Raw genomic sequence first — 24,017 nt, forward strand, 5'->3', positions numbered from 1 at the left:
ACTCGAGATCGCCGCTGACCGCTTTCCGTATTTCCCATTTTCAGGAACGAGAGGGAGCGTCACATTTATTACCGAACAGTAACTAAAGGCCATTCGTCCGGAAAAAATCGGACGGGCAAAATCTTGATCTAGGTCAATACGCTATGACCAAAGTAATAGTCCTATTGATATACCGATTCAACAGAGGAGCTGAAAATCATGAATAGTCCCACCGGCGGCAACAGCCGTCGCAGATTCCTGCAGATGTCGGGTTCGGCACTGGCCGGCCTTGCCATGCCCTCCAGTGTGTGGGCCTTTTCGAAGATTGTGCCCGTCGATGATCCGCTCAAATCCTATCCCTACCGCGCTTGGGAAGACCTCTATCGCAAGGAATGGACCTGGGATTCGACTGGCTTCATCACCCACTCCAACGGCTGCGTCGCCGGTTGTGCCTGGAAAGTGTTCGTCAAGAACGGCGTGCCCATGCGCGAAGAGCAGGTCAGTGAGTATCCGCAACTGCCGGGGGTTCCCGACATGAACCCACGCGGCTGCCAGAAGGGGGCGGTGTATTGCTCCTGGTCGAAACAGCCTGATTTCCTCAAGTACCCCCTGAAGCGTGTCGGCGAGCGCGGCGAGCGCAAGTGGAAGCGCATCTCCTGGGACGAGGCCTTCACCGAGATCGCCGACAAGATCATCGACACCACCGTGACGCGCGGGCCGGGCAACGTCTGCATGCCCAAGCGGCCGTTCGCGGTCATCACCAGCACCGGCTACTCGCGGCTGGCCAACCTGATCGGCGCCATCAAGCCCGACGTCTCCTCGATGACCGGCGACCTCTATCCGGGCATCCAGACCGTGCGCATGCCGGCCCGCACCGTATCCACCTTCGACGACTGGTTCACCTCCGACCTGATCCTGATGTGGCACAAGAACCCCATTGTGACGCGGATTCCCGATGCTCACTTCCTGACGGAAGCGCGCTACAACGGCGCGCGGCTGGTCAACATCTCGCCCGACTACAACCCCTCCTCAGTCCACGCCGACCTGCACATACCGGTCACGACGGGTACCGACTCGCATCTCGCCTCGGCCATCGTCAACGTGCTGATCGCCGACAAAAAATACAAGGCCGATTACCTCAAGGAGCAGACCGACCTGCCTTTCCTGGTCCGCACCGACAATGGCAAGTTCCTGCGCGAAAAGGATTTCAAGGCGGACGGCAGCGACGAGGTGTTCTACATCTGGGATACCAAGAGCGGCAAGGCAGTACTCGCTCCCGGCAGCATGGGCAGCAAGAACAAGACCCTCAAGCTTGGCGCCGTGGAGCCAGCGCTGGAAGGCACCTTCAAGGCCGACGGCATCGAGGTGACGACGGTGTTCGAGCGCCTGAAGGCCGAGATCGCCCCGTACACTCCGGAGGCCACCCACAAGACCACCGGCATCCACCCTTCGGTGGTGCGCCAGCTGGCCGGCTGGATCGGCGACTGCAAGGCGCTGCGCATCCTCGATGGCTACAACAACCAGAAGCACTTCGACGGCTTCCAGTGCGGCCGCCTGAAGATCCTGATCCTTACGCTGATCGGCCACCACGGCACCACCGGCTCGATCGACACCACCTACGAGGGCTGGAACCTGGAAGGCAACAAAGAACTCGGTACAGTGAAGGGCCGCCCCGGGCGTAGTGTTTCCATGGTGCTGGCGCAGTGGGTGTGGGGCGAGCAGTACCGGCGCTCCAAGGCCTACTTCGACGACACGGAACTGCGCGAACAGATCGGTTTCGGTATCGACGAGATGGAAGCCCTGCGCAAGGAGTCGGAAGCCAAGGGCTGGATGCCCAACTGGCAGTCGATCAAGGATCCGCTGGTCTACATCAATGCCGGCATCAACACTTTCGCCACCTCCACCGGTTATCAGCATCTGCGGGAGAACTTCCTCAAGCGTTGCGAACTGTATGTGGTGGTCGACTTCCGCCTCAATTCCGGCGCCATGTATGCCGACATCGTGCTGCCGGCGGCGACCAACCTGGAAAAGCTGGACATCCGCGAGACCTCGTCGACCCGCTTCATCCATGCCTTCGGCCAGCCGATCAAGCCGATGTACGAGCGCAAGACCGACTGGCAGATCAGCGTCGGCCTGGCGAAGAAGATCCAGGAGCGGGCCAAAGCGCGCGGCATCGCCCGCGTCGAGGACCCGGAGATTAAGAGTTTCATCGACTTCGACAAGGTCTACGACGAGTTCACCATGAACGGCGCCGTCGAGAAGGACGAGGATGCCCTGCGCTTCGTCATGGAGAAATCCAAGGCCCTTGGCCCCGGTTCCTATGAAGAGATGATGAAGCGCGGCTTCGTCGGCGTCGGCCCGTCGGCCGGCAAGACGTCCCCTGTGCCCAAGGACAAGCCTTACCGGCCGTTCATGGTGAATGTGTCCGAGAAGGTGCCCTACAAGACCCTGACCGGCCGCCTGCAGTTCTACATCGACCACGACTGGTTTCAGCGCTTCGGCGCGACGGTGCCTAAGCCCCAGTACGGCGGCGGCGTGCTCGGGCCGAAGAAGTACCCCTTCGTCTATAACACGCCGCATACCCGCTGGGGCGTCCATTCCTTTGCCCGTACCGACCAGTGGATGATGCGCCACCAGCGCGGCGAGCCCGACGTGCGCCTCAATCCGGTGGCGATGGCCAGGAAGGGCATCAAGGATGGCGACCAGGTGCGGATCTTCAATTCCTCGGGCGAATTCTTCGCCATGGCCAAGGCCTGGCCGGGGCTACCGGAGAACATGCTGTTCTCCGAGCACGGCTGGGAGCAGTACCTATACAAGAACATGACGCACTACAACGCGGTGAACGCGGAGTTGATCAATCCGCTGGAACTGGTGGGCGGCTACGGCCACGTCAAGTTCGCGGCCGGCGGTTTCAATCCGAACCGCATCTTCCACGAAACGACGGTCGACGTCGAAAAAGCCTGAGGAAATAGATCATGAGCAAGAGACAGTTGGCCTACGTATTCGATTTGAACAAGTGCATCGGTTGCCACACCTGCACGATGGCCTGCAAGCAGTTGTGGACCAATCGCGACGGGCGCGAGTACATGTACTGGAACAACGTCGAGACCCGTCCCGGCAAGGGCTACCCGAAGAACTGGGAGCAGAAGGGCGGCGGCTTCGACAAGGATGGCAACATCAAAACCAACGGCATCATCCCGATCCGGGCCGACTACGGCGGCACCTGGAACTACAACCTTCTGGAAACGCTGGTGGAAGGCAAGAGCAACCAGGTGGTACCCGACGAGAAGCCGACTTGGGGTCCGAACTGGGACGAGGACGAGGGCAAGGGCGAATTCCCGAACAACCACTACTTCTATCTGCCGCGCATCTGCAACCATTGCTCCAATCCGGCGTGCCTGGCGGCGTGCCCGACCAAAGCGATCTACAAGCGCGAGGAGGACGGGCTGGTGGTGGTCGACCAGGAGCGCTGCCGCGGCTACCGCTACTGCGTCAAGGCCTGCCCCTACGGCAAGATCTACTTCAACATGCAGAGCGGCAAGTCGGAGAAGTGCATTGGCTGCTATCCGCGGGTCGAAAAGGGCGAGGCGCCCGCCTGCGTCAAGCAGTGCTCGGGCCGCATCCGCTTCTGGGGCTATCGCGACGACAAGGACGGACCGATCTACAAGCTGGTCGACCAGTGGAAAATCGCCCTGCCGCTGCACGCCGAGCATGGCACCCAGCCCAACGTCTTCTACGTGCCGCCGATGAACGTCACGCCGCCGCCCTTCGAGGAGGACGGTCGCCTCGGCGACAAGCCGCGCATTCCGATCGAGGATCTGGAAGCGCTGTTCGGACCGGGGGTCAAGCAGGCCCTGGCAACGCTCGGGGGGGAGATGGCCAAGCGCCGCCAGGCGCAGGCCTCGGAACTCACCGACATCCTCATCGGCTACACCAACAAGGATAGGTACGGCATATGAACGCGACGATCAACACTGCCGAAGCCCTGGCCGGCGGCTATCTGGCGATGGCCCAGGTGTTCTCCTATCCCAGCCCGGAAGTCTGGCAACGCTTGTCCGAATCCGGACTGGTGGATCCTGATCTGAGCCGGGAGACGCTGGAGGCGGAGTACTTGGCCGCTTTCGAGGTGGGGAGCAACGGCAAGCCGGTGGCCCTGTTCGAAGGCATTAACCGGCCCGAGTGCGGGCGTGACGGCATCCTGCAGGAACTGTTGCGCTTCTATGAATACTTCGATGTCCTGCTCAACGAGAATGACCGGGACTATCCCGATCATCTGGTGACCGAACTTGAATTCGTCGCCTGGCTCTGCCAGCAGGAGCACGCCGCCGAAGGCAAGGGGGGCGATGCCGCCCCTTTCCGCCGCGCCACACGGGATTTCCTCGACCGCCACCTGGTGGTTTGGTTGCCCGAATTTCAGCGCAAGCTCGAAGGAACGGGCACGGCCTACAGCGAGTATGGCGCCGCCCTGGCCGATCTGGTGCGCCAGCACCGGAGCCAGCTCAACGAAGAAGCGAATCGATTGGAGGCATCACATGAAAGCTAACGGAATGGCGAAGAAACTCTCGTTGGCGGCTCTGTGTTCAGTCGCCGCCCTGAGCGCACCCACCGTCGCCGCCCGGCGGCTAGCAAGACCCTGCAGGTATTCACGGCAGCGGCCGGGGTGGACGCCCGATCAACTGATGCCGCCATCTGGGAAAAGGCGCCGGTCGCCCAGGTGGCGTTGCAGACGGCCTTCCCCGGGCACCCCTCGATCGTCGGCACGGCGCTGAACGAACAGCTAACGGCCCAGGCGGTGCGGGCCGGGAACGTGCTGTATGTGCGACTGCGCTGGAACGACAAGACGGCCAACACCAAGGTCAGCGATAACAACCGCTTCGTCGATGGGGTCGCGGTGCAGTTTCCGGTTAATGGCAAGGCGTCCACCGTTCCTTTCATGGGTGACCCGAAGGCTCCGGTGAATGTCTGGCACTGGCGCGCCGACGGTCGCACGGAGAGCCTGGTGGCGCACGGCTTCGGTAGCGCGACGCGACTGCCCTTCGACGGCCTGAAGAGCGCGGCGGCACGCACCGATAGCGGATGGGCAGTGGTTCTCACCCGCACCTTGAAGGTCAAGGCCGACGAGGGCGCCAGCCTGCTCGGCAAGGGCAGCGTGCCGATCGCATTCGCCGCGTGGGATGGCGACAACCAGGAACGGGACGGCTTCAAGGCGGTGACCATGGAGTGGTGGCAACTGCGCTTCTGACCGTTGCCGCCGGCCGTCTCGAGCGTTGTTAACGGCGGCGGATGTGTGATGAAACGAACCGGAGGCGCAAGCTTCCGGTTAAATTTTCGGAAAGTATTGACATCATTCCAACGAACGTTAGACTGATGGAATGCGGTCGGGGTAGCCGGATCTGAAAACAGGCCGGAGTTGGCTCGACTTTCAGGTTGGTTCCTGATCGATTGTTTCCCAGTTCATTTCGGAGGCTCACCATGAAAATCCTGTTCATCCTTAACGATCCTCCCTACGGCAGCGAGCGCAGCTACAACGCGCTGCGCCTCGCCCGCGCGCTCGCCAAGCAGGCGGGGCAGGAAGTCAGCGTCTTCCTGATGGGCGATGCCGTCGCCTGCGCCAAGGCCGGCCAGCAGGTGCCCGACGGTTATTACAATGCCGGCGACATGGTGCGTATGGTCGCCGCCAACGGCAACGTGGGCCTCTGCGGCACCTGCATGACGGCCCGCGGCATCGGCGATGCCGAGGTGGTCGAGGGCGCGCGGCGCAGCACCTTGAACGAGTTGGCCGAGTGGACGGCGGCCGCCGACAAGACTCTGGTTTTCTGAGGAGGCCGCCATGGCGCGCACCGTTCTCGTTCTTGGCGCTGGACTGGGTGGGCTGGTTGCCGCCGAGGAACTCCGTCGCCTTCTCCCCGCCAGCCACCGGGTGGTGGTCGTCGAGCGCAACGGCGCACACTTTTTCCCGCCGTCGCTGCTTTGGTTGATGGTTGGCGAGCGTCGCCCAGCGGACATCACCCGTTCCTACGGGCGCCTGGATCGCCGTGGCATCGAGTTCTGGCAAGGGGAGGTCACCAAGATCGATCCGGCCGGGCGCAGTGCCGAGATCGATGGCCGAGCCATCGCCGCCGACGCGCTGATCGTCGCCCTGGGAGCCGACTATGCCGACGCGGCAATCCCGGGCCTGACCGAGGCCGGCTTATCCCTCTACACCCTGGACGGCGCTGAGGCGATCCGCCAGGCACTGGCGACATTCAAGGGCGGACGCATCGTCATCCTCACCGCCGCCCCCGCCTACAAATGCCCGGCAGCCCCCTACGAGGCGGCCCTGCTGGTGGATGCCAGTCTGCGCAAGGCGGGCCGGCGGAGTGCCGCCCGCATCGATTTTTTTGCCGCCGAAGCCGCTCCGATGGTGGTGGCCGGGCCGCAGATCGGCGGTGCCGTGCGCGGCATGCTGGAAGGGCGGGGAATCGGTTATTTCCCCGAACACCAGGTCAGCACGGTGGACGTGGCGGCCCGCAAGCTCGTTTTCGCCAACGGGGCCGAGGCCGAATTCGATCTCCTGCTCTACGTGCCGCCGCATCGCGCCCCGGCCGTGGTGCGCGAAGCTGGGCTGTGCAACGAAAGTGGCTGGGTGCCGGTGGATCGCCATACCCTGCAAACGCGCTTCGAGGGTATTTATGCCATCGGCGATGTCACCACCATTCCCCTGGCCATGGGCCGTCCTTTGCCGAAAGCCGGGGTTTTCGCCCATGGCCAGGCGGAAGTGGTGGCCCACAACATCGCCCAGGGTTGGACCGGCCAGGGCGACACGCGGCAATTTGAGGGGGAAGGCATGTGTTTCATCGAAACCGGCAATCATCGCGCCGGCATGGGGAGGGGCAACTTCTATGCCGAGCCGACACCGCAAGTAAAAATGCACGCGCCCGGCCTGCTCTGGCACGCCGGCAAGCTCGTCTACGAAAAATACTGGCTGTGGCGCCGGTTCTGACCGATTGAAGAAAGCATCCATGCAAGCGAGCCCGCCATGACGAAATTCTCCCTGGTCGAATTTTCCATTCGCCGCCCGAAGTGGGTGCTGCTGCTGGTCGGCCTGCTGACCCTGCTGTTCCTCACCCAGTTGCCGCGCCTGCGCACCGACACCAATCCGAAGCACATGCTGCCGGAGACATCCGACGTGCGGGTCTGGAACGACAAAGTCGACAAGACCTTCGCGCTCTACGAAGACACCCTGGTCGTCGGCGTGCGCAATGAAGCCGGTGTGCTGAACCGGGAGACGCTGGGGCGTATCGCCCGCATCACCGATGCCATCCTCATGCTCGATGGCGTCGCCAGCCGCGACGTCAATGGTTTGACCACCATTACTAACGTTACCGCCGAGGCCGGCACGTTGAAAGTAGGGCCCCTGATGCCGGGCGCACCGAAGACGGAAGCCGAGGTGTCGGCGCTGCGTGTGGCTCTGTTCGGGAATCCGCTGCTGGTGGATCGCGTCATCTCCCGGGACGGCAAGACCACTGCGATTTACGTGCCGCTGGAAAAGGGTGCCAACGGTGCCGAGATCGCTCAGAAACTCGCTGCCATCGTGGCCGGGGAGCCGGGCCCGAGCGCTATTACATCGCCGGCGATCCGGTCGCCCGCGATACCTTCGGGGCCGAGATGTTCAAACTGATGGGCATTTTCTCGCCCATCGCCGGCCTGATCATGTTCGCCGCCATCCAGCTGATGTTCCGCAACCTGGCACTGTCCGTCGCCATGATGGCGGTGGCCATGGCGGCCATCCTCTGGAGCATGGGCCTGCTGATCGGCGCTGGTTTTCCGGTGCATATCATGAGCTCGATGGCGCCGGTCTTCCTGATGGCTATCGCCACCGACAGCATCCACATATTCAACGAGTTCTACTTTCGCTACCGCGAGCGGCATGACAAGCTGGCGGCGATCCGCGAAACCATGCAGGCGGTGAGCCGGCCGGTGCGCTACACGGCCCTCGCCACCACCGCCGGCTTCGCCGTGCTGCTTTTCATGGACATCGTGCCGGTGCAGGTTTTCGGCGGCCTGATTGCCTTCGGCACGGTGGTGCTGCGCCTGTTCTCCTTCAGCCTGATCCCGGCCATTCTCACCTTCGTCAAGGAAGAAAATATCGTTCGTGCCGCCGAGCACGAAAGCATCGAACTCGATCGCAGCGCCCGCTTCCTGCGCCGGGTTGGCGCAATCGGCACCGATCACCCGCGGGTGACCGCGCTGGTCGGTTTTTGCCTGCTGCTGACGGCCCTCGTCGGCACCTCGAAAATCCACGTCAACAACAATATGGTGGCCTGGTTCAAGCAGTCGAGCGAGATTCGCGTGGCTGACACGGCGATGAATGCGGCGCTGGGCGGCACCTCGCTCGGCTACCTGGTGGTGGAGTCCACGGCGGCGGATTTCATGAAACAGCCCGAGGCCATGCGTTGGCTGGAGGGTCTGCAGCGCCATCTGGAAACGCTACCCGTGGTGGGCAAGACCTTCTCGGTCGCCGACTACGTGAAGCGCATCAACCGGGTGCTGCACGACGATGCATCCTTGTTCGACACCGTGCCGCCGACCCAGGACAGCATCGGCCAGTATCTCTTCCTGTTCAGTATGTCGGCCAAACCCGCGGATCTCGACAACGTGGTGGATCCGGCTTTTCAGAAAGCCAATGTCTGGGTGCAATTGAAGACCTGGGATGCCGACGCCATGCGCCAGGTGATCGATGCGGCGGCAGCCTACCAGCAGGCCTATCCCCTGGCGGCATCGGTCAAGCCGGCCGGTATCGCCTATTTCAACCTGGTCTGGAACGACGAGGTGCTGGGGGACATGGTGCTCGGCCTGGGTCTGGCGCTGGTGGTGGTCTTCGTCATCCTCGCCCTGGCTTTCCGCTCGGCCCGCTGGGCGCTGGTCGGCTATATCCCGCTGCTGTTTACCATCCTGCTCATCTACGGCGTGGTCGGCTTCATCGGCAAGGATTTCGACATGCCCTTGTCGGTGCTGAGTTGTCTGTCTCTGGGCATGGCGGTGGACTTTGCCATTCATTTCGTCAGCCGCTTCCGCCAGCATCTGGCCGAGACCGGCGGCGATCTGCGCGAGGCCTTGTTGTGGACCGCGGCGCGGCCGGGCAAGGGCATCTTCCGCAACGCCCTGCTGTTCGCGGCCGCCTTCTCGGTCATGATGTTCGCCCCGCTGACGCCCTATATCGCAGTAGGGGCCTTCATCGTCAGCATGATGCTGCTCTCGGCCCTGCTCACCGTTCTGTTCCTGCCCGCCTTGATCATGTTGGGGCGTGGCTGGTTGTTCGATCAACCGATGCCGGCCGCGAAACTCGCCCCGGCACCTGCGCAAGGAGATTGACATGAAACGTTGTTGGCTGTGGCTGATCGTTGGCCTGATGCTGCCCCTGCAGGCCCTGGCCCTGACGGGCGAGGAGGTGATGAAGAAATCCCAGGCGGCCTTCCTCTACCCGGGCAAGGATTTCAAGGCGCGGGTGGTGATGAAGCTCATCAACCGGGACGGCGCCGAACGAATCCGCGAAATGACCATGTTGCGCAAGAACGCGGGCGAAGCCGGCGGCGAGCAGAAGTACTTCATGTATTTCTTCCAGCCAGCCGACGTCAAGGACATGAGCTTCATGATCTACAAGTACCCGGCCAAGGACGACGACCGCTGGATGTTCATTCCCGCCATCAACATGGTCAAGCGCATCGCCGCCCAGGACAAGCGCTCCAGCTTCGTCGGCTCGGATTTCACCTACGAGGACGTCTCCGGCCGCGATATCGACGACGATTCGCACGTTATCGAGCGCGAGGAGAAGGTCGGCAGCCGCGACAGCTACGTGGTGAAGAGCACGCCTAAGGGGACGGATACCGATTTCGGCGCCAAGCTGACGTGGGTGGATAAGGCCACCTTCCTGCCGCTCAAGGAGGACCAGTACGACCGCAAAGGTGCCCTCTACAAGCAATTCAACGCCGATGAAGTGGCCGAGGTGAAGGGGGTGCCGACCATCGTCAAGCGCACCATGAAAAACCTGCAGACCGGCCATCGCAGCGAGGTCGCCTACCTCAAGGCCGACTACGATCTGGGCATCGAGGACAGCCTGTTCTCTGAACGCTTCCTGCGCCAGCCGCCGCGCAAATGGGTTGACTGATGCTGCGCTCGGCCACGTTCTGCGCCGCCGTCCTGCTGGCACTGCCGGCGGCACGGGCGGAAGTGACGCTGTCCGGCTTCTTGCAGCAGAACACCGCCGTCAACACCGTGACGACGAATCCGGACGGCCGCCATTACAAGTGGCTGGAAGAGCGGGCCCAAATCAAGCTCGATGCGACCGGTGGCGCCTGGCGCCTGCTCGCCAAGGGCGACTTGGCGTACGACCACCTCGGCCGCCAGGACGAAGCCGAGTTGCGTGAGGGCTATGTCGATTACACGGCCAGCAACTGGGACCTGCGTATCGGCCGCCAGGTCATCACCTGGGGCGTGGGCGACCTGGTGTTCGTGAATGACGTTTTTCCCAAGGACCACGAGGCGCTTTTCGCCGGGCGTCCGCTGGAGTACCTCAAGCGCGGCGTGGATGCGGTGAAATTCGGCGCCTATCCGGAATTCGCCTCGCTCGAACTGGTGCTGGCACCGAACTTCCGCGAGAGTCGTATTCCGGATGCACGCCGCTTCCATCTCTTCGACCCCATGCCCGCAGTGACCGATCGCCAGACCATCAAGCCGGACCAAGGCGAGGTCGGGCTGCGGATCTATCGCGATATCGCCGGCGTCGACGCGGCGCTTTACCTTTATCGTGGCTTCCAGCGCACACCCGCGATGCGGCCCGACAACATGACGGCGCCAACGCGAATCACCTATTTCTACCCCGCCCTCTCGGTCTACGGTGCGAGCGCGTCCGGGCGGGCGGGGAACGGGGTGCTGAGTGTGGAAGGCGCCTATTACGATGCGCGCGATGACCGCTCGGGAAACGACTTCGCCGTACCCAACGCCCAGACCCGGCTGCTCGTCGGCTACCAGATTCAGCCGCTCGAAGATCTGTCGCTCGGCTTCCAGTATTACGTCGAATATATGCACGACTACGGCGCCTACCGGGCGGCATTGCCCGCCGGCTTTCCGGTCGACCATCGTTGGAACCAGACCGCAACGCTGCGCTTGACGCAGTTTTTCCAGCACCAGACGCTACGGCTTTCTGCCTATGCTTCATACAACACCAGCAACGGCGACTACTTCGTGAATCCAGAGCTTCGCTACAGTTTCACCGACAAGGTGTGGGGCGCGCTCGGCGCCAATCTCTTCGGCGGTAAGCGCTGGGGGCAGTTCGGACAGTTGGCGGAGGACGACAATGCTTACCTTCAGGTCCGTTATGAATTCTGAATCGACGTATTTCCTGCTGTAAACAGCAGCGCCTTGCCGCCTAGTGGGTAGCTGTTGATAGTGTTGGAGCTTGCGAGAATATTGGGAAAGGATAGGAAATGGTATTAAGCGAGAGGCGCCGAGAAGGGGAAACTACTCCGCCAGTTTGGCTTGCGCCCGACGGTTCAGCAGTGGCGTGCGTCGAAAAAATCAAAGTGCTCAACGAAAATTTGACTGAATTCAGGCAACTCGCTCAGGATCTTATTGATGATGCCGTACTGATGGGGTGCTGCGAAAAACAGATCAATGACACTCTGCAGCGCACGCTCGAAGAACTTTCCAGCAATTACGCCGCTATGCGCTGACGACGGACAACTTGCCGCTTGAATCAAGAATCCAGGATTGAGTGCCGCAAACGGCGATCGATTCGATATTCAGCTTCCCTCCGGCGCATCGCTGCATCCTGCAGTTTGATTTGGCAGCGAGAATGCGTAGAACAGAGCTGCGGCACACGGCGCCTGCGCATTCCATCGTGATTCGCACTGAAAGATGAAAAGAGTTTCCTTGACAATCATTCCAATATACATAAGATTGTTGGCATGACAAGCAAGCCTACCAAGTCCTTCCTCTACGAACACGTCGCCCGCATCGGCAAGTCGCTGTCCAGCCCAAAGCGGCTGGAACTGCTCGAACTGCTTGCCCAGGGTGAAAAAACGGTCGAAACCCTGGCTGTCCAGGCGGCCATCGACATGCGCCTGACCAGTGCCCACCTCAAGGCGCTACGCGAAGCCCGTCTGGTCGACACCCGCCGCGACGGCAAATACATCCACTACCGGCTGAGCGGTCCGGACGTCGCCCAACTCTGGGTGACGCTACGCGAAACCGCCGAGGAACACCTCGTCGAATTGCGCGTCGCTCTCAGTCAGATGGCCAGCGCCCCGGACAGCCTCTGTTCGGAGAGCCGGGAAAGCCTGTTGCAGAAAGCGAAGCAGGGCGAGGTGATCGTCATCGACGTCCGCCCGCCGGCCGAATACGAAGCCGGCCACCTGCCTTTCGCCCGTTCCATGCCGCTCGGCGAACTGGAAAAGCGCCTGGCCGACCTGCCCGCCGATTGCGCCATCGTCGCCTACTGTCGCGGCCCGTTCTGCCTGATGTCCGACGAAGCGGTCAAATTGCTGCGCGCCAAAGGCTTCGCCGCCCAGAAGATCAGCGATGGCGTCAGCGAATGGGCAGCCTGCGGTCTACCCATCGAAACCAGTAAAAACTGATCCCCTTTCCCGGAGCAATTCCCATGAAATCGTTCGCTGCCGCCGTTGCTGGACTGTTTTTCGTATTTTCGGCCAGTGCTGCCGAGGTCTCGATGGCGGTGCCCGGCGCCAAGGATGTCGGCGGCCGCAGCGTCCTCACCTTCATCGCCAAGGATCCCCCGGGGCAGCGCTGCAATGGCAATCTGCAGGTCGCCGCCGAGATTGCCAACACCTACCGTGTGCCCATCCAACTGCTGCCGTCCAGCCTGGCACCCGGACTTCCCGCGCCGGCCGTGTTCTACGGCAGCCAACTGATTGTCGCCGACGGCAAGGACTTCAACGGTGCGGCCAGTTACCAGATCATCGCCGATGTGCTGGACATGGAGAGCGTACCCAAGCAGGGGAAATCCGGGCTGCTGTTCAACGATACCGTGCGCAAGGACTTCGATGCCTTGAAGGCCAGTATCAAGGCAGGGGGCAAGTAGGCATTTCAGCTATTCAAAAGGGAGATTCGCCATGCAAACACTTTTTATTCTCAACGATGCCCCCTATGGCACCGAGCGCAGTTACAACGCCTTGCGCCTAGCCAAAGCGCTGGGCAAGCGCGAAGGCGAATCGGTCCGCATCTTCTTGATGGGCGATGCGGTAGCCTGCGCCAAGGCTGGCCAGAAAGTGCCGGAGGGGTACTACAACGCCGGTGACATGGTGCGCATGGTTGGCGGCGAAGTCGGCCTGTGCGGCACGTGTATGGATGCCCGCGGTATCACCCCAAGTGACGTTGTCGAGGGCGCGCAACGCAGCACACTACTTGAACTGGCAGCATGGACCGCAGAGGCTGACAAGGTTTTGGTTTTCTAAAGCGCAAAACCGGTTGAGCGGCGCGAAATGCCGATAAGCATGGGCATGCCGACCGTCCCATCTACGGTATGGCATCAGATATGCGGTGCGCCTCGGCCATAACTTTATTCAGTCCATCTTGATAATTCGGATCGGCAAAACCTTGCCTGGAACAATGAATGAGCACATATAGAAAACCGGATGTTTTCATGGAGGCGAGTGACCTGCGCCAATTAATGGGGCGCGGGGATCAGGTAGTCATTGTCGATGTCCGGTCGGCAGAAGAGTTTGCGGATCGACATGTTGAGACTGCAATCAATATCCCAGGGGAGCAACTAGCTGCTCGGGCTTGCGAATTCTCCACAGATTCGATCATCGTGACCGTCTGCAATTTTGGCGTCTCGAGATCCCGCGCAGCCGCCGAGTTATTGCAAACAATGGGCTACGACAAAGCCATCCCACTTGCTGGCGGTATCAGCGGCTGGCAGGAAGATGAGGGACAAGATGACAAAAATGCAGTGTAAGACATTGCGCTCAAGCATTGAGTCCGCTGCATTCAAAGGTCTAAGCAACGTCGCTCTCCTGGCCACCAGCCAGGCACTGATGCTCTCGGCTGTCGTTATGTCGATGGCGCTGGGTGCCATTCTCGGCAATACGCTGGCCCCCGACAAAAGTCTGGCCACCCTGCCGATCGCCCTGATGGTTATCGGCACGGCAATCGCCTCGATACCCGCCGCCATGCTGATGCGTCGGTATGGGCGCCGCTTCGGCTTCCTGCTCGGGGCCTTGCTCGGTGCCAGTGGCAGTGTGCTCTGTGCCGTCGCGCTGCACGAGCAGTCGTTCAAACTGTTTGCCCTTGGTCATCTGCTGCTCGGTGTTTACCAAGGCTTCGCCAACTACTATCGCTTCGCCGCCGTCGAAGCAACCGATCCGGGTCACAGTAGTCGCGCCATTTCCTTGGTGGTAGCCGGTGGCGTCGTCGCCGCCTTCCTTGGCCCGCAACTTGGGCAATGGGGGCGCGACTGGATTTCCGGCGATTTTTTTGTCGGCTCCTATCTGGCCCAGGGCTGCCTGAGTCTGTTTGCTTTTGCCCTGCTGACCGGCCTGCGCCTGCCACCGGTCGCGGTCGCTCGAGGCGGCGATGCCCGATCGTTGGGCACGATTCTGGCACAGCCGGCCTTGCGGGTTTCAATTCTCGGCGCCGCCGCCGGCTATGCCGTGATGATCATGGTGATGACGGCAACGCCGCTCGCCATGCTTGGTTGCGGCTTGCCGGGTAGCAGCGTGACGCCGGTTATCCAGTGGCACGTAGTCGGCATGTTCGCCCCGTCGTTCTTCACCGGTTCGCTGATCAAACGCTACGGCGCCCCGCGCGTCATGCAGGCTGGCTTCGTACTGCTGCTTATCCATGTCGTACTTGCCTTGTCCGGTAACGAGTTTTTGAACTTCCTGTCGGCCTTGATTTTCCTCGGCGTCGGCTGGAATTTCGCTTTTATCGGCGGCACCGCCTTGCTGACTCAGACCTACCGGCCTGCCGAGCAACTGAAGGTGCAGGCGGTCAATGAAGCGGCGGTATTTGGTCTGGTCGCATTCGCCACGCTTTCTGCCGGTTGGCTTTACAACCAGTTTGGCTGGGCGACGCTCAATCTTGCCGTGCTGCCGCTGCTGGTCGTCGCGCTGTTTGCCGCGGTCGCGCTGGAACGTCGTCAACAATCTGTGCCGGCCGCCGCTTGAAACGAATCAATACCCCGAATCAAACAAACAAAACCGAGGAGATTCCTGATGTCCAAAGTACAGAAAGCCGCTCTATCCACGCGCGCCATCCACGGGCACAGTGCCCGGGACGCTCACGGCAGCCCGCATATCCCGATCTACAACACCACGACGTTTGCCTTTCCCTCTACCGCCGACCTGCTCGATGTGGTTGATGGCAGAAAGCCCGGCAGCCTGTACACCCGTTACGGGTTGAATCCGAGCATTTTCGCCCTGGAGGAAACGCTGGCCGGATTGGAGAATGCCGAGATGGCCTGGGCCTTCTGCTCGGGGATGGCGGCGGAAACTGCACTGTTCCTGACCCACGGACGCGAAGGCGTCGTCTGCATTGGTGATGCCTATGGCGGCACGCTGGAACTGCTGGCCAGCCAGTTGCCGCTGCTTGGCATCAAGACCCACCTGATACTCGGCAGCGAAATAGACCGGCTCGACGCCTTGCTGGCCGAAGGGGCCAAACTGGTTTTCTTCGAAACCCCGACCAATCCGACGCTGGAACTGCTCGACATCCGTGCCATTGCCGCCATTGCCCATGCTCATGGCGCCAAGGTGGCGGTGGACAACACCTTCGCTTCGCCAGTCAATCAGCGCCCGCTCGAACTCGGTGCCGATTTCGTCGTGCATAGCGCCACCAAGTATCTCGGTGGCCATAGCGACCTGACGGCCGGCACGCTGATGGGTTGCAAGGCAGACCTGATGCCGGTCTGGAACTGGCGCAAGAACCTTGGTTCGATGATCGCACCGGAAACCGCCTCGCTCCTTTCGCGTAGCCTGCGCACGCTGGTCGTCCGCGTGCAGCAACAAAATGCTACGGCTCAGACAGTGGCGGAAGCCATGCTCAAGCACCCGAAGATTGCCCGTGTCTATTATCCGGGGCTGCCAGAGTTTCCCGGTCATGCTCTGGCGTGCGAACAGATGCACGGTTTCGGTGGCATGGTCAGCATCGACATCAAGGGGACGGGCGACGATGCTACCCGCGTCGCCGACCGTTTGCGCCTGTTTGCCCTGGCGCCGAGTCTGGGCGGTGCCGAGAGCCTGGTCACCCAGCCCTGCACGACCACACACCACGGGCTGACACAGGAAGAACGCCAACGGCGCGGCATCTCGGATGCCATGCTGCGTCTGTCAGTCGGCCTTGAAGATGCGGCCGACCTGATTGCCGATCTGGAACAGGCGCTGGGATGAAGGGGATGTCAGACATGGCTGGGGGAAAATATGAAAGGACGTGAAAGCGGCATGCCGGAGGAGGCTTACTGGGCAACATTCTTCGACCCGGAAGCGGCGCTCGACCAACTGCTGATTCTGGGCAACTCGCTCGGCCACACCGTAGAGTTTGGTTGTGGGTTCGGTACCTTTACACTGCCGGCTGCCCGGCGAACCACGGGCATCGTCACTGCCCTCGATATCGAACCGGCGATGGTCGAGGCTGTTCGGCAAAAAGCCGATGTCGAGAAACGCGACAATATCCGGCCTGAAGTCAGGGATTTCGTTGCCGACGGCACCGGGCTGGAAAGTGCTTCGCAAGCCCATGCCATGATCTTCAATCTGTTGCATCTGGAGAATCCGGTTGCCCTGCTGCGTGAAGCGCATCGCGTGCTTGGCACCGGTGGCGTGCTCTCGGTGATCCACTGGCGCAGCGACATGCCTACGCCGCGCGGCCCATCGCTGGAGATCCGGCCGACACCCGAGCAATGCCAGGCGTGGATGCAGGAAGCCGGCTTCAAGGCGATCCGGAGCATCGATCTGCAAGCCAGTTGCCCCTATCACTTCGGCCTGCTCGGTCAGCGCTGAATTCGATTTTCCCCAACATAAACAAAAAAGGAGACAAACCATGTCAATCAATCTGCTCCGCGCCGGTCTGCTGGCGCTCGCCGTACTTTCTGCGCCGGCCATGGCCGACAACCGTGACGAAGCGGTCAAGGCCATGGAGGAATACCTCGATTTCGTCGACTACGGCGGCGCCACGATGTTTCCCGAGCAAATTCCGCGGGAAGACTGGAAACGCTTTCACGTCATCGATGCCCGCGACAAGGATCAATATGCGAAGGAGCACATTCCCGGCGCAGTCAATCTCGAATGGCGCCAGGTGATCGCCCAGCGTCAGTCAATTCCCAAAGACAAGCCGGTGTTGATCTACTGCAACACTGGCAGCCTGTCGGCCCAGGCCGGTTTCGCGCTGCGCATTGCCGGTTACGACAATGTGCGGATTCTGCAAGGCGGCTTTGCCGAATGGAAAACCAAGGGCGGGCTGGATGCCGCCAGCAAGGCGACGGGCGCCGCCCAGCACTGAGCAATTTGTTATACCAAGGTCGGTTTCCTGCAGGGTGCGGTCAACGGTGATTTGAAAGCAAAATTCATGGACTTCGAACAATTCGTTCTGGCCAACGAACCCGCTATCCGGCTCGGCTTTTTTCTTGGGGTGTTCGCTGTGATTGCTAGTTGGGAGCTACTGGCTCCACGGCGCGCGCTGACCGTATCCAAAACCTTGCGCTGGGCCAGCAACCTTGGCCTGGTGGTACTCAATACCGTGGTGCTGCGGTTGCTTTTTCCGCTCGCAGGAGCGGGAATGGCGCTGTTCTGTGCCGAGCAGGGCTGGGGACTGCTCAACCATTTTCAGGTGCCGATGCTCATCGCCATCCCGCTGGCCGTCGTCGCCATGGATTTCGTCATCTGGTTGCAGCATGTCATGGTCCATGCCGTGCCAGCACTATGGCGGTTGCATCGGGTGCATCATGCGGACCGTGACTTCGATGTCACGACCGGCGCCCGTTTTCATCCCTTCGAGATCATCCTGTCGATGCTGATCAAGTTTGCGACCATCGTCGTGCTCGGTGCCCCGGTGGTTGCCGTCGTAATTTTTGAAGTGATGCTCAACGCCACGGCCATGTTCAATCACGGCAACATCCGCCTACCGGCGGCGCTGGACCGGGTACTGCGCTGGGTTTTGGTGACCCCGGACATGCATCGGGTGCATCACTCGATTGAAGATGATGAAACCAACTCCAATTTTGGTTTCAACCTGACCTGGTGGGACCGCCTGCTCGGCACCTACCGCGAACAGCCGCACGCCGGTCAAATCGGTATGACCATCGGTATCCGCGATCATCGCAACCCGCAGGAAGTGGCGCGCCTCGATGGGATGCTTTTGTTGCCTTTCCGTGGAGAGATCAAGAACTATGCGATCAATCGTCGCAGCTTTATGGATCCACCCCGCGAGGAATAGCGGCAGTTCACAACTTGCTTAGGTGAAGCATTGCCGTAGCTAGGCTCATGAGGTCGTCGCTCGGTTTGAGTTCTAAGCGTGTCAGAAATTTTGTGTTTTCGAACGGCTGGTTTGCCATCTCAAGCAGTCTGAGACAAGGATGAAGTCAATCGCCTGTTATGGCCGAAGTGCGCCAGGTGCGCCGGGGTGTTATTTGTACTGCGATGCTGACATTCAGTGATGTGGTCATGACATTGGAAATCAATGTGCACCTATCGTTTTGCGAATCGTACCGATTTCGTCGCAGGGTAATGCCGCCTTATCCACGTCGATGAAAACACCCCAGCGCCCGCCCGGCCAGCCCTCCGACCACCAGCGGCACGCACGGTAGCAGCAGCGGATGCAGCATCACTGGCAGCACGAAGCCGATAACCGTCGCGCAGAGGATCACGATCCCCAGGCAGGCGTACAGCGCGAACATTTCCGGATCGTGCTGAAGGAACTCCTTGGCCTTGATGAGCCGCGCGAATCCGCCGTCGACGACTGCAGCCAAGACGAATGCCGCCAACCAGGGCAGCCATTCGAGCAGGGTGGACAGTCGATAGCTGGAGAGCAGGAGCAGCGCGTCGACGGCGCGGAAGTAGGCGTTGTTGAAGAGGCGCTGGTTGACCGAGGACATCTCCCGGGACACCGCGCCGTTCACGCCCGCCGGCGAAGGCGCATCCTTCGCGGCAGGAATCGGCGTGACCTGGGCCGTCGAATCTTGCATGCGCATTGCCCGATCCAGCATGCGGGTAGCCGGCTCGGCGCCCCAGTAGGCGGCGGCTGCGTCATGCTCGGCGCGTAGCTGCGCGAGGAAGCGCTCCGGGGGATGGGCCGACGGCACATACAGCACCAGGACCAGCAGGACGAGCAACGACAACACGGCGACGGCGCGGATCATGCGGCCGTCTTTTTTGGGGGGCGGAGCGAATCCGCATCGGGATCGAGGATAGGAAACCGCCCCTTGATAATCCGGCCTCCCGACACCGAGGCGAAGTATTGGAGATTAGGCAGCTTCCCGAGCACATCCGCCGGCACCATCTCCTCGAAGCTCTCGGTGAGTTGGGTGGAATAGCTCGACGAGAAGTCGCCGAGGTGGGCGTCTGACCCGTGGCTCAGGCCCACCCGCACGGTGTGAATCGCCGTCTTGCCGAAGGTCTCGACCACGAAGTCCTGGGTTGGCCGGTCCTTGGTGCGCAGGGCGATCAGATTGTTGAGGTTGCCCAGCGCCATGCGCGCCGCATCTTCGCTACCCAGCCGCTTGGCCAGGTCGGCCAGGGTCTGCATCGCGCAGGTGGTAAAGATGCCACCCTCGGCGCCCTTGTTGAGGATCTCGATCAGCGGCTGGTTGATGACGTTCGAGACCTCGTCGACAAAGAGCGCGATGCGCCGGTAGCCGCCCAGGTTGTAGCGCATGCCGGCGCGCGCCGCCTGGTCGGCGAGCGCCAGGGCGCCGATCGCCGAGGCGACCGACGGATCGGGAAGGGAGTCCAGGCACATATAGAGCACGTGGCCGGCGCGCTCGATTTTCTCGAAGTTCATGATGGGTCGCGTGTCGTCGGCGTCGAAGGGGTCCGGCGAGAGGCTGCGCCCCAGGTCGCCCGAAGTCAGCATCGACAGGATGGGCAGCAGGTTGGCGGTGATCTTCTGGTAGTGCTCGCGGTTGTGGCGAAAGGTTCGCACTTGGGCATCGATCACCTTGTTGCGCTGGTTCTGGGGGACGTGGTGCTCGTAGTAGGCGACGAAGGCCATCAGGTCGGCGCTGGCCGCCTCCGACGGCCGTTTAATGTTGCCGCGATGGGCATCGTGCAGCCGCCGCTTCATGTCTGGTAGTTCGCGCCAGCCGGCGCCCAGGGTCTGATCGTAGTAGCGGCGCAGTGAGTTCTCCAGTACCGGCTCGATGCCGCCCTCGATGTACTTGGTCAGTTTCATCAGATTTGGCCGTTCCTCGATTTCGACCAGGCCCTGTACCACGACGTTGACGGCATCCCAGCCGAAGGCCGAGAAGGCCCCGGCCGTGTCCGGCGGCATGATGGACTGGATACGCGAGGCGATCTCGGTGGGCTTCTGCCAGTTGAAGGTGAAATCCAGCCGTACCCCCCGCTCCGGAAAGGCCGGGTGGAACTCCAGGAAGGTATCCGGCTCGCGGTAGTCGGCGCAGGCGCGCTCGACGACCCGTTTGAGCCGGCGGCTGTTCTTCGGGTCGATGACGATCACGACGTCGCCGCGCCGGATCGCCTGGGTGATCAGGTTGGCCAGTGCCACGCCCTTGCCAGACTGGGTGGTCCCGACCAGCAGCGTACCGCCCTCGAAGTTCTGCAGCGGCCGATGCAAGGGGCCTTCGTTCGGTTCGACGCCGTGGATATAGGGCAGGCCGATCTCGGCGTCCGGCTGGGGCTTGCTGTCGTAGCCCAAGATCCGAAGCAGGTGTGGCGACACCGCGTACTCGCGGTAGTCGATCTTGGCGAGCTCATAGAGCCGCTGCGAATGCACCGGCCGCCATTCGAAGCCGAAGCCCAGGAACACCAAGGCTGGATCCTTGCACCAGCGGGCCAGGTCGTCGGTACCGACGACCTCGATGCCTCGTCCACCGAGGGAAGCGCGCAAGACCAGCATGCGCAGTGCCTGGGCCACCCGCAGCACGCCCATCGCGAAGCAGACGAGCGCCAGAGGTAGGGCCAGTTGCCGGGGGAGTGCGCCGGCTACGCCGACGCCAACGAAATAGACCAGCGCCAGCCACCAGGCGAGACCGGCATAGACCTCGTAGGCCCGGCGCCAGGGCATCTCGTAGCGGCGTACCAGCATCTCAGCTTCCTTCCGCCGGTGGTGCGGCAAAGCCCAACAGATCGAGTCCACTTACGCAGCGCGGGTCGAGCACGATGCCGACGGTGGGGTTGCCGTTGAATTCACGCGACAGCGTCGGCGGGCCATTGCGGTTGGGTTTCACCAGCAGGTTCGCCTCGGTGAGGGCACGCATGGCAAGGGATGGCTGGACGCCGCGCCGCCCGAATTCCTCCAGCGGTACGAATACTCCTTGGGCGACGGTGCATACCGTGGGCGGACCCATGCCATCATTCAGCGTGCGAACGGCCTCCGCCAGGGCGTCGCGCACGACCGGGTTCAGACGCATCGGTGCTTGCAAGGCGAAGGTTGCCGACGGCGGTGTCGTCGCCGGTTCCGGCGAGGCTGATCCGGGTGTTTCCACGACCGGCGCCACGCGGACGTCACTATCGGCGGCCGGCTCGGGCGGCGGAATGAGCGACAACTGGGTGCCGCTCTTCAGCGGTGCCAGCGGTGCCAGCGGCGGCACGGGAGCAGGCGTCTGCGGCGCAACTGGCGCAGACGCCTGTGCTGGCTTGAATTCCAGTGCCTGGGGCAAGGCGACGGGTGGCGGATCGATTCCGGCGAGGAGAATGGCCGGGGCCGAGAGCTTGACGGCTTCCAGCGGGGCCTTGGCGCCGGGCGGCTGGATGGACCAGGTCGAGCGGCCCGCCGCGGCCGCTTCGAACACGCCAGCGGCCAGCAGCAGTTCCAGCATCGTCTCGGGTGCCTTGGGGATGCCGGCCAGTTGGTCGGCTTCGAGCAACTGGTGGACATCCTCGGCGGCGCCGGGCCAGACCAGGAACAGACCGTCCTGTCCGAACCACAGGCGCGACTTCTCGCGGTTGGCCGCCCAGGCCGAGTTGCCGCTGGTGAGCCGGCGCAGGGCATCGACCAGGTAACGCTCCAGGTGCGAGCCGTATTGCGGCGAACCGTAGCGGTCGGCGCTGGCGACCAGGTTGCGGTCGATGACCAGCGCCAGCGAGCGGCGCACGAGTTCGTCGAGGATGTTGTGGTCGCGATAGACCGGGATGCCGCCGATGCTGGCTAGCAGATGCGGCACGATAACTGTGTTGCCCTCGGACAGGTCGGCCATCACCGCCGGCGGCACCACGTGCGGTAGTGCGAACAGACCCAGGCCGCGCGCCTCGACCGCCTGCGGTCGCCAGCGCAGGAAATAGCGCTCGCTGCCCCGGGTCGCCAGCCAGTCGGCCAGCGGCTGCAGGAAGGCCGGCCATGCTTCGCCGGCGGCATCGGTGACGATGATATGGCTCATCAGCCGGTGCAATTCGCAGCACAGCCCGGCGATGAAAGTTGCATGGCGCCAGCGTGGCTCCAGTTGGCGGCGTGCCGAGATGCTCATCCGTCCCGAGAAGATGTGCGCATCGGTACCTTGCAGGCTGAAGAAGGCGGTTTCCAGGCCGAGCCGCAGGAGGCCGCCCGGCTTGCTGAAATAGTTGTCTGCGGTCGCCGGCAGCAGATGTACGCAGGCGGCATAGCGATGCACCAGCGTCAATACGTCGCGCTCGAAGCCGTCCCGGTCGATGCCGTAACAGAGCTTGATGCGTGCGATCAGGTCTGCTTCGCCGGCCAGCAGATCATCGACCGGCACGGCGGCGAAGCCCGGGTCGGAGGCGGGGTAGCAAGTGACAGGCGTTGGCGTGGCGGGCATGGCGGTACTGCATCCGGCGAGAATGCGCAGTGGCCATTCTCGGGTCGGCTACCTTGCCTGTCCCGCCGAAACGGGGCCTATTCGGAAGGGGTATCGCCTTCGGCCCCGGGACTCAGCATGTGAAAAAACGCCAGCATGCCCATCTGGCGCCCGGTCATGTCAAGGGCAGGGCGAGCCGGGTAAGACGCTTGGATGCGATGGTCCAGGTGAAAGCGTTCCAGCAGCTTGCAAAAGGGGCAAGTCTCACCGGGGTGTGCCACGGTGCCGACCGCGGCAATGAACTCGCAGCCGCACCGGGGGCAGGTCAGCACGGATAGCGCCGGCGCATTGGTCAGCCAGATGCCGTCGATATAGGAGACGAGGTTGAAGGCTCGGTCCAGGCTGATACGGTAAGGCGGCAGCGTGGCAGCCTGGTAGGCACGGTAGGCGAAGACCAGGGCTTCGCCGGCCGTGAGTCCCTGGTTGCGCAACTGGCGGTATCTGGCGCCAATGAGGCAGGCGTCGGACCGCAGGATGAGATTGGCGCCGTGATACCACTCGGCCGAATCGGGGGCGCGTCCACGGGGGATGGATCGGGAATCGGGGAAGAAGAGGCTCTGCACTTGGCGCGGCGGGATGCCGGTGATGAGGTGGATCGTCTTCAGCCGAGCGCCGAGCGCCGCCAATTGCTTCGCCAGTTGTATGGCACGCAGGTGCCGGTCGCCGCGCGTCGGCATGGATAATGGCCCCTACCGCAGTCCTTCCAAGGGCTTGGGTGGATGAACGAGTGCCATGGGACCTGCCAGCGGCCGCGGCGCGCTCAAGAGCGTCACCAGGTCGGCGCGGGGCGGGAACAGGGTCGTGTCGCCGACGTGGATTACCAGGGACCACAACTCATCGAGGCTCAGTTCTCGAAGATGGTTGGCTTGCGCCGTATTGAGCCCGTACCGGCAGCAGGTCGAAGCGATGTCATACTGAAGACCGGCGCGTATGACGACGAGCATGTTCAGGTTGATCCATTCGGCATCGGTAAGCGTCACGTGGCTCATGGTCCTGGTCTCCGGTTAGCCCTTCGTGCGATCAGTACCTCCGACATCGAGTTTGGAAAACCTCGTGCGTGATC

Annotated in this window: 25 protein-coding genes; 20 read left to right on the plus strand and 5 right to left on the minus strand. The window is 62.2% G+C overall.

From position 1 onward, the window contains the following. The first annotated feature begins 198 nt into the window (after positions 1 to 198). From clrA to NQE15_RS13340, 20 genes are all read left to right on the plus strand, one after another. On the plus strand, positions 199 to 2,943 hold the full coding sequence (gene clrA / locus NQE15_RS13245) for a chlorate reductase subunit alpha (RefSeq protein ID WP_265942031.1): 2,745 nt from the start codon (positions 199 to 201) through the stop codon (positions 2,941 to 2,943). A gap of 11 nt (positions 2,944 to 2,954) precedes the next feature. Then, on the plus strand, positions 2,955 to 3,938 hold the full coding sequence (gene clrB, locus NQE15_RS13250; RefSeq protein ID WP_265942032.1) for a chlorate reductase subunit beta: 984 nt from the start codon (positions 2,955 to 2,957) through the stop codon (positions 3,936 to 3,938). Further along, positions 3,935 to 4,522 carry a molecular chaperone TorD family protein gene (locus tag NQE15_RS13255; protein WP_265942034.1) on the plus strand — a complete coding sequence of 196 codons (588 nt, stop codon included), beginning with the start codon at positions 3,935 to 3,937 and terminating at the stop codon, positions 4,520 to 4,522. The genes clrB and NQE15_RS13255 overlap by 4 nt, the downstream gene beginning before the upstream one ends. A 33-nt stretch (positions 4,523 to 4,555) precedes the next feature. Next, positions 4,556 to 5,221, plus strand: coding sequence for an ethylbenzene dehydrogenase-related protein (locus tag NQE15_RS13260; protein ID WP_265942036.1), 666 nt, complete (start codon positions 4,556 to 4,558; stop codon positions 5,219 to 5,221). Between the two features lie 230 nt (positions 5,222 to 5,451). Then, on the plus strand, positions 5,452 to 5,799 hold the full coding sequence (locus tag NQE15_RS13265) for a DsrE/DsrF/TusD sulfur relay family protein (RefSeq protein WP_265942038.1): 348 nt from the start codon (positions 5,452 to 5,454) through the stop codon (positions 5,797 to 5,799). A 10-nt stretch (positions 5,800 to 5,809) separates the two neighbouring features. After that, entirely contained in the window at positions 5,810 to 6,961 is a 1,152-nt protein-coding gene (locus NQE15_RS13270; protein WP_265942041.1) for an NAD(P)/FAD-dependent oxidoreductase, read from the plus strand. A gap of 36 nt (positions 6,962 to 6,997) precedes the next feature. Next, the gene (locus NQE15_RS13275) at positions 6,998 to 7,639 is read left to right on the plus strand and encodes a hypothetical protein (protein WP_265942043.1); all 642 of its coding nucleotides are present in this window, start codon (positions 6,998 to 7,000) and stop codon (positions 7,637 to 7,639) included. After that, positions 7,627 to 9,333, plus strand: a complete 1,707-nt coding sequence (locus NQE15_RS13280) for an efflux RND transporter permease subunit (protein ID WP_265942045.1) — start codon at positions 7,627 to 7,629, stop codon at positions 9,331 to 9,333. Before NQE15_RS13275 ends, NQE15_RS13280 begins: the two co-directional genes overlap by 13 nt. A gap of 1 nt (position 9,334) precedes the next feature. Further along, a complete protein-coding gene (locus NQE15_RS13285; protein WP_265942047.1) occupies positions 9,335 to 10,126 on the plus strand; it encodes an outer membrane lipoprotein-sorting protein in 792 nt (263 codons plus the stop codon). Next, entirely contained in the window at positions 10,126 to 11,346 is a 1,221-nt protein-coding gene (locus NQE15_RS13290; RefSeq protein ID WP_265942049.1) for a DUF1302 family protein, read from the plus strand. Before NQE15_RS13285 ends, NQE15_RS13290 begins: the two co-directional genes overlap by 1 nt. A gap of 98 nt (positions 11,347 to 11,444) precedes the next feature. Next, a complete protein-coding gene (locus NQE15_RS13295) occupies positions 11,445 to 11,690 on the plus strand; it encodes a hypothetical protein (RefSeq protein ID WP_265942051.1) in 246 nt (81 codons plus the stop codon). A gap of 234 nt (positions 11,691 to 11,924) precedes the next feature. Beyond that, positions 11,925 to 12,593 (plus strand): ArsR/SmtB family transcription factor, encoded by a 669-nt coding sequence (locus NQE15_RS13300; RefSeq protein ID WP_265942053.1) that lies wholly within the window; start codon positions 11,925 to 11,927, stop codon positions 12,591 to 12,593. Between the two features lie 23 nt (positions 12,594 to 12,616). After that, on the plus strand, positions 12,617 to 13,057 hold the full coding sequence (locus NQE15_RS13305; RefSeq protein ID WP_265942055.1) for a hypothetical protein: 441 nt from the start codon (positions 12,617 to 12,619) through the stop codon (positions 13,055 to 13,057). Positions 13,058 to 13,088: 31 nt separating this feature from the next. Further along, positions 13,089 to 13,430 carry a DsrE/DsrF/TusD sulfur relay family protein gene (locus tag NQE15_RS13310; RefSeq protein ID WP_265942057.1) on the plus strand — a complete coding sequence of 114 codons (342 nt, stop codon included), beginning with the start codon at positions 13,089 to 13,091 and terminating at the stop codon, positions 13,428 to 13,430. A 158-nt stretch (positions 13,431 to 13,588) separates the two neighbouring features. After that, the gene (locus NQE15_RS13315; RefSeq protein WP_265942059.1) at positions 13,589 to 13,933 is read left to right on the plus strand and encodes a rhodanese-like domain-containing protein; all 345 of its coding nucleotides are present in this window, start codon (positions 13,589 to 13,591) and stop codon (positions 13,931 to 13,933) included. Between the two features lie 79 nt (positions 13,934 to 14,012). Continuing rightward, the gene (locus tag NQE15_RS13320; protein WP_265942061.1) at positions 14,013 to 15,143 is read left to right on the plus strand and encodes an MFS transporter; all 1,131 of its coding nucleotides are present in this window, start codon (positions 14,013 to 14,015) and stop codon (positions 15,141 to 15,143) included. A gap of 48 nt (positions 15,144 to 15,191) precedes the next feature. Continuing rightward, complete coding sequence (locus NQE15_RS13325) at positions 15,192 to 16,364, plus strand: trans-sulfuration enzyme family protein (RefSeq protein ID WP_265942063.1); 1,173 nt, start codon at positions 15,192 to 15,194, stop codon at positions 16,362 to 16,364. Positions 16,365 to 16,394: 30 nt separating this feature from the next. Continuing rightward, the gene (locus tag NQE15_RS13330; RefSeq protein ID WP_265942065.1) at positions 16,395 to 16,970 is read left to right on the plus strand and encodes a class I SAM-dependent methyltransferase; all 576 of its coding nucleotides are present in this window, start codon (positions 16,395 to 16,397) and stop codon (positions 16,968 to 16,970) included. Positions 16,971 to 17,010: 40 nt separating this feature from the next. Further along, complete coding sequence (locus NQE15_RS13335) at positions 17,011 to 17,469, plus strand: rhodanese-like domain-containing protein (RefSeq protein WP_265942067.1); 459 nt, start codon at positions 17,011 to 17,013, stop codon at positions 17,467 to 17,469. A gap of 66 nt (positions 17,470 to 17,535) precedes the next feature. Further along, on the plus strand, positions 17,536 to 18,402 hold the full coding sequence (locus NQE15_RS13340) for a sterol desaturase family protein (protein ID WP_265942069.1): 867 nt from the start codon (positions 17,536 to 17,538) through the stop codon (positions 18,400 to 18,402). A 298-nt stretch (positions 18,403 to 18,700) separates the two neighbouring features. Here NQE15_RS13340 and NQE15_RS13345 read toward each other — a convergent pair whose 3' ends face one another. The 5 genes from NQE15_RS13345 to NQE15_RS13365 all read right to left on the minus strand — a co-directional run bounded on the left by NQE15_RS13345 (position 18,701) and on the right by NQE15_RS13365 (position 23,943). Continuing rightward, positions 18,701 to 19,324: a DUF4400 domain-containing protein gene (locus NQE15_RS13345; RefSeq protein WP_265942071.1), complete on the minus strand. Its 624-nt coding sequence runs from the start codon at positions 19,322 to 19,324 to the stop codon at positions 18,701 to 18,703. Continuing rightward, a complete protein-coding gene (gene traD / locus NQE15_RS13350) occupies positions 19,321 to 21,228 on the minus strand; it encodes a conjugative transfer system coupling protein TraD (protein ID WP_265942073.1) in 1,908 nt (635 codons plus the stop codon). The genes NQE15_RS13345 and traD overlap by 4 nt, the downstream gene beginning before the upstream one ends. 1 nt (position 21,229) lies before the next feature. Next, a complete protein-coding gene (gene mobH / locus NQE15_RS13355; protein ID WP_265942075.1) occupies positions 21,230 to 22,915 on the minus strand; it encodes a MobH family relaxase in 1,686 nt (561 codons plus the stop codon). 77 nt (positions 22,916 to 22,992) lie between these two features. Then, positions 22,993 to 23,631 (minus strand): FlhC family transcriptional regulator, encoded by a 639-nt coding sequence (locus NQE15_RS13360; protein WP_265942077.1) that lies wholly within the window; start codon positions 23,629 to 23,631, stop codon positions 22,993 to 22,995. Positions 23,632 to 23,643: 12 nt separating this feature from the next. Next, complete coding sequence (locus NQE15_RS13365; protein WP_265942079.1) at positions 23,644 to 23,943, minus strand: hypothetical protein; 300 nt, start codon at positions 23,941 to 23,943, stop codon at positions 23,644 to 23,646. Positions 23,944 to 24,017 lie beyond the last annotated feature (74 nt).

This window comes from Dechloromonas sp. A34 (assembly GCF_026261605.1).
Taxonomy (GTDB): domain Bacteria; phylum Pseudomonadota; class Gammaproteobacteria; order Burkholderiales; family Rhodocyclaceae; genus Azonexus.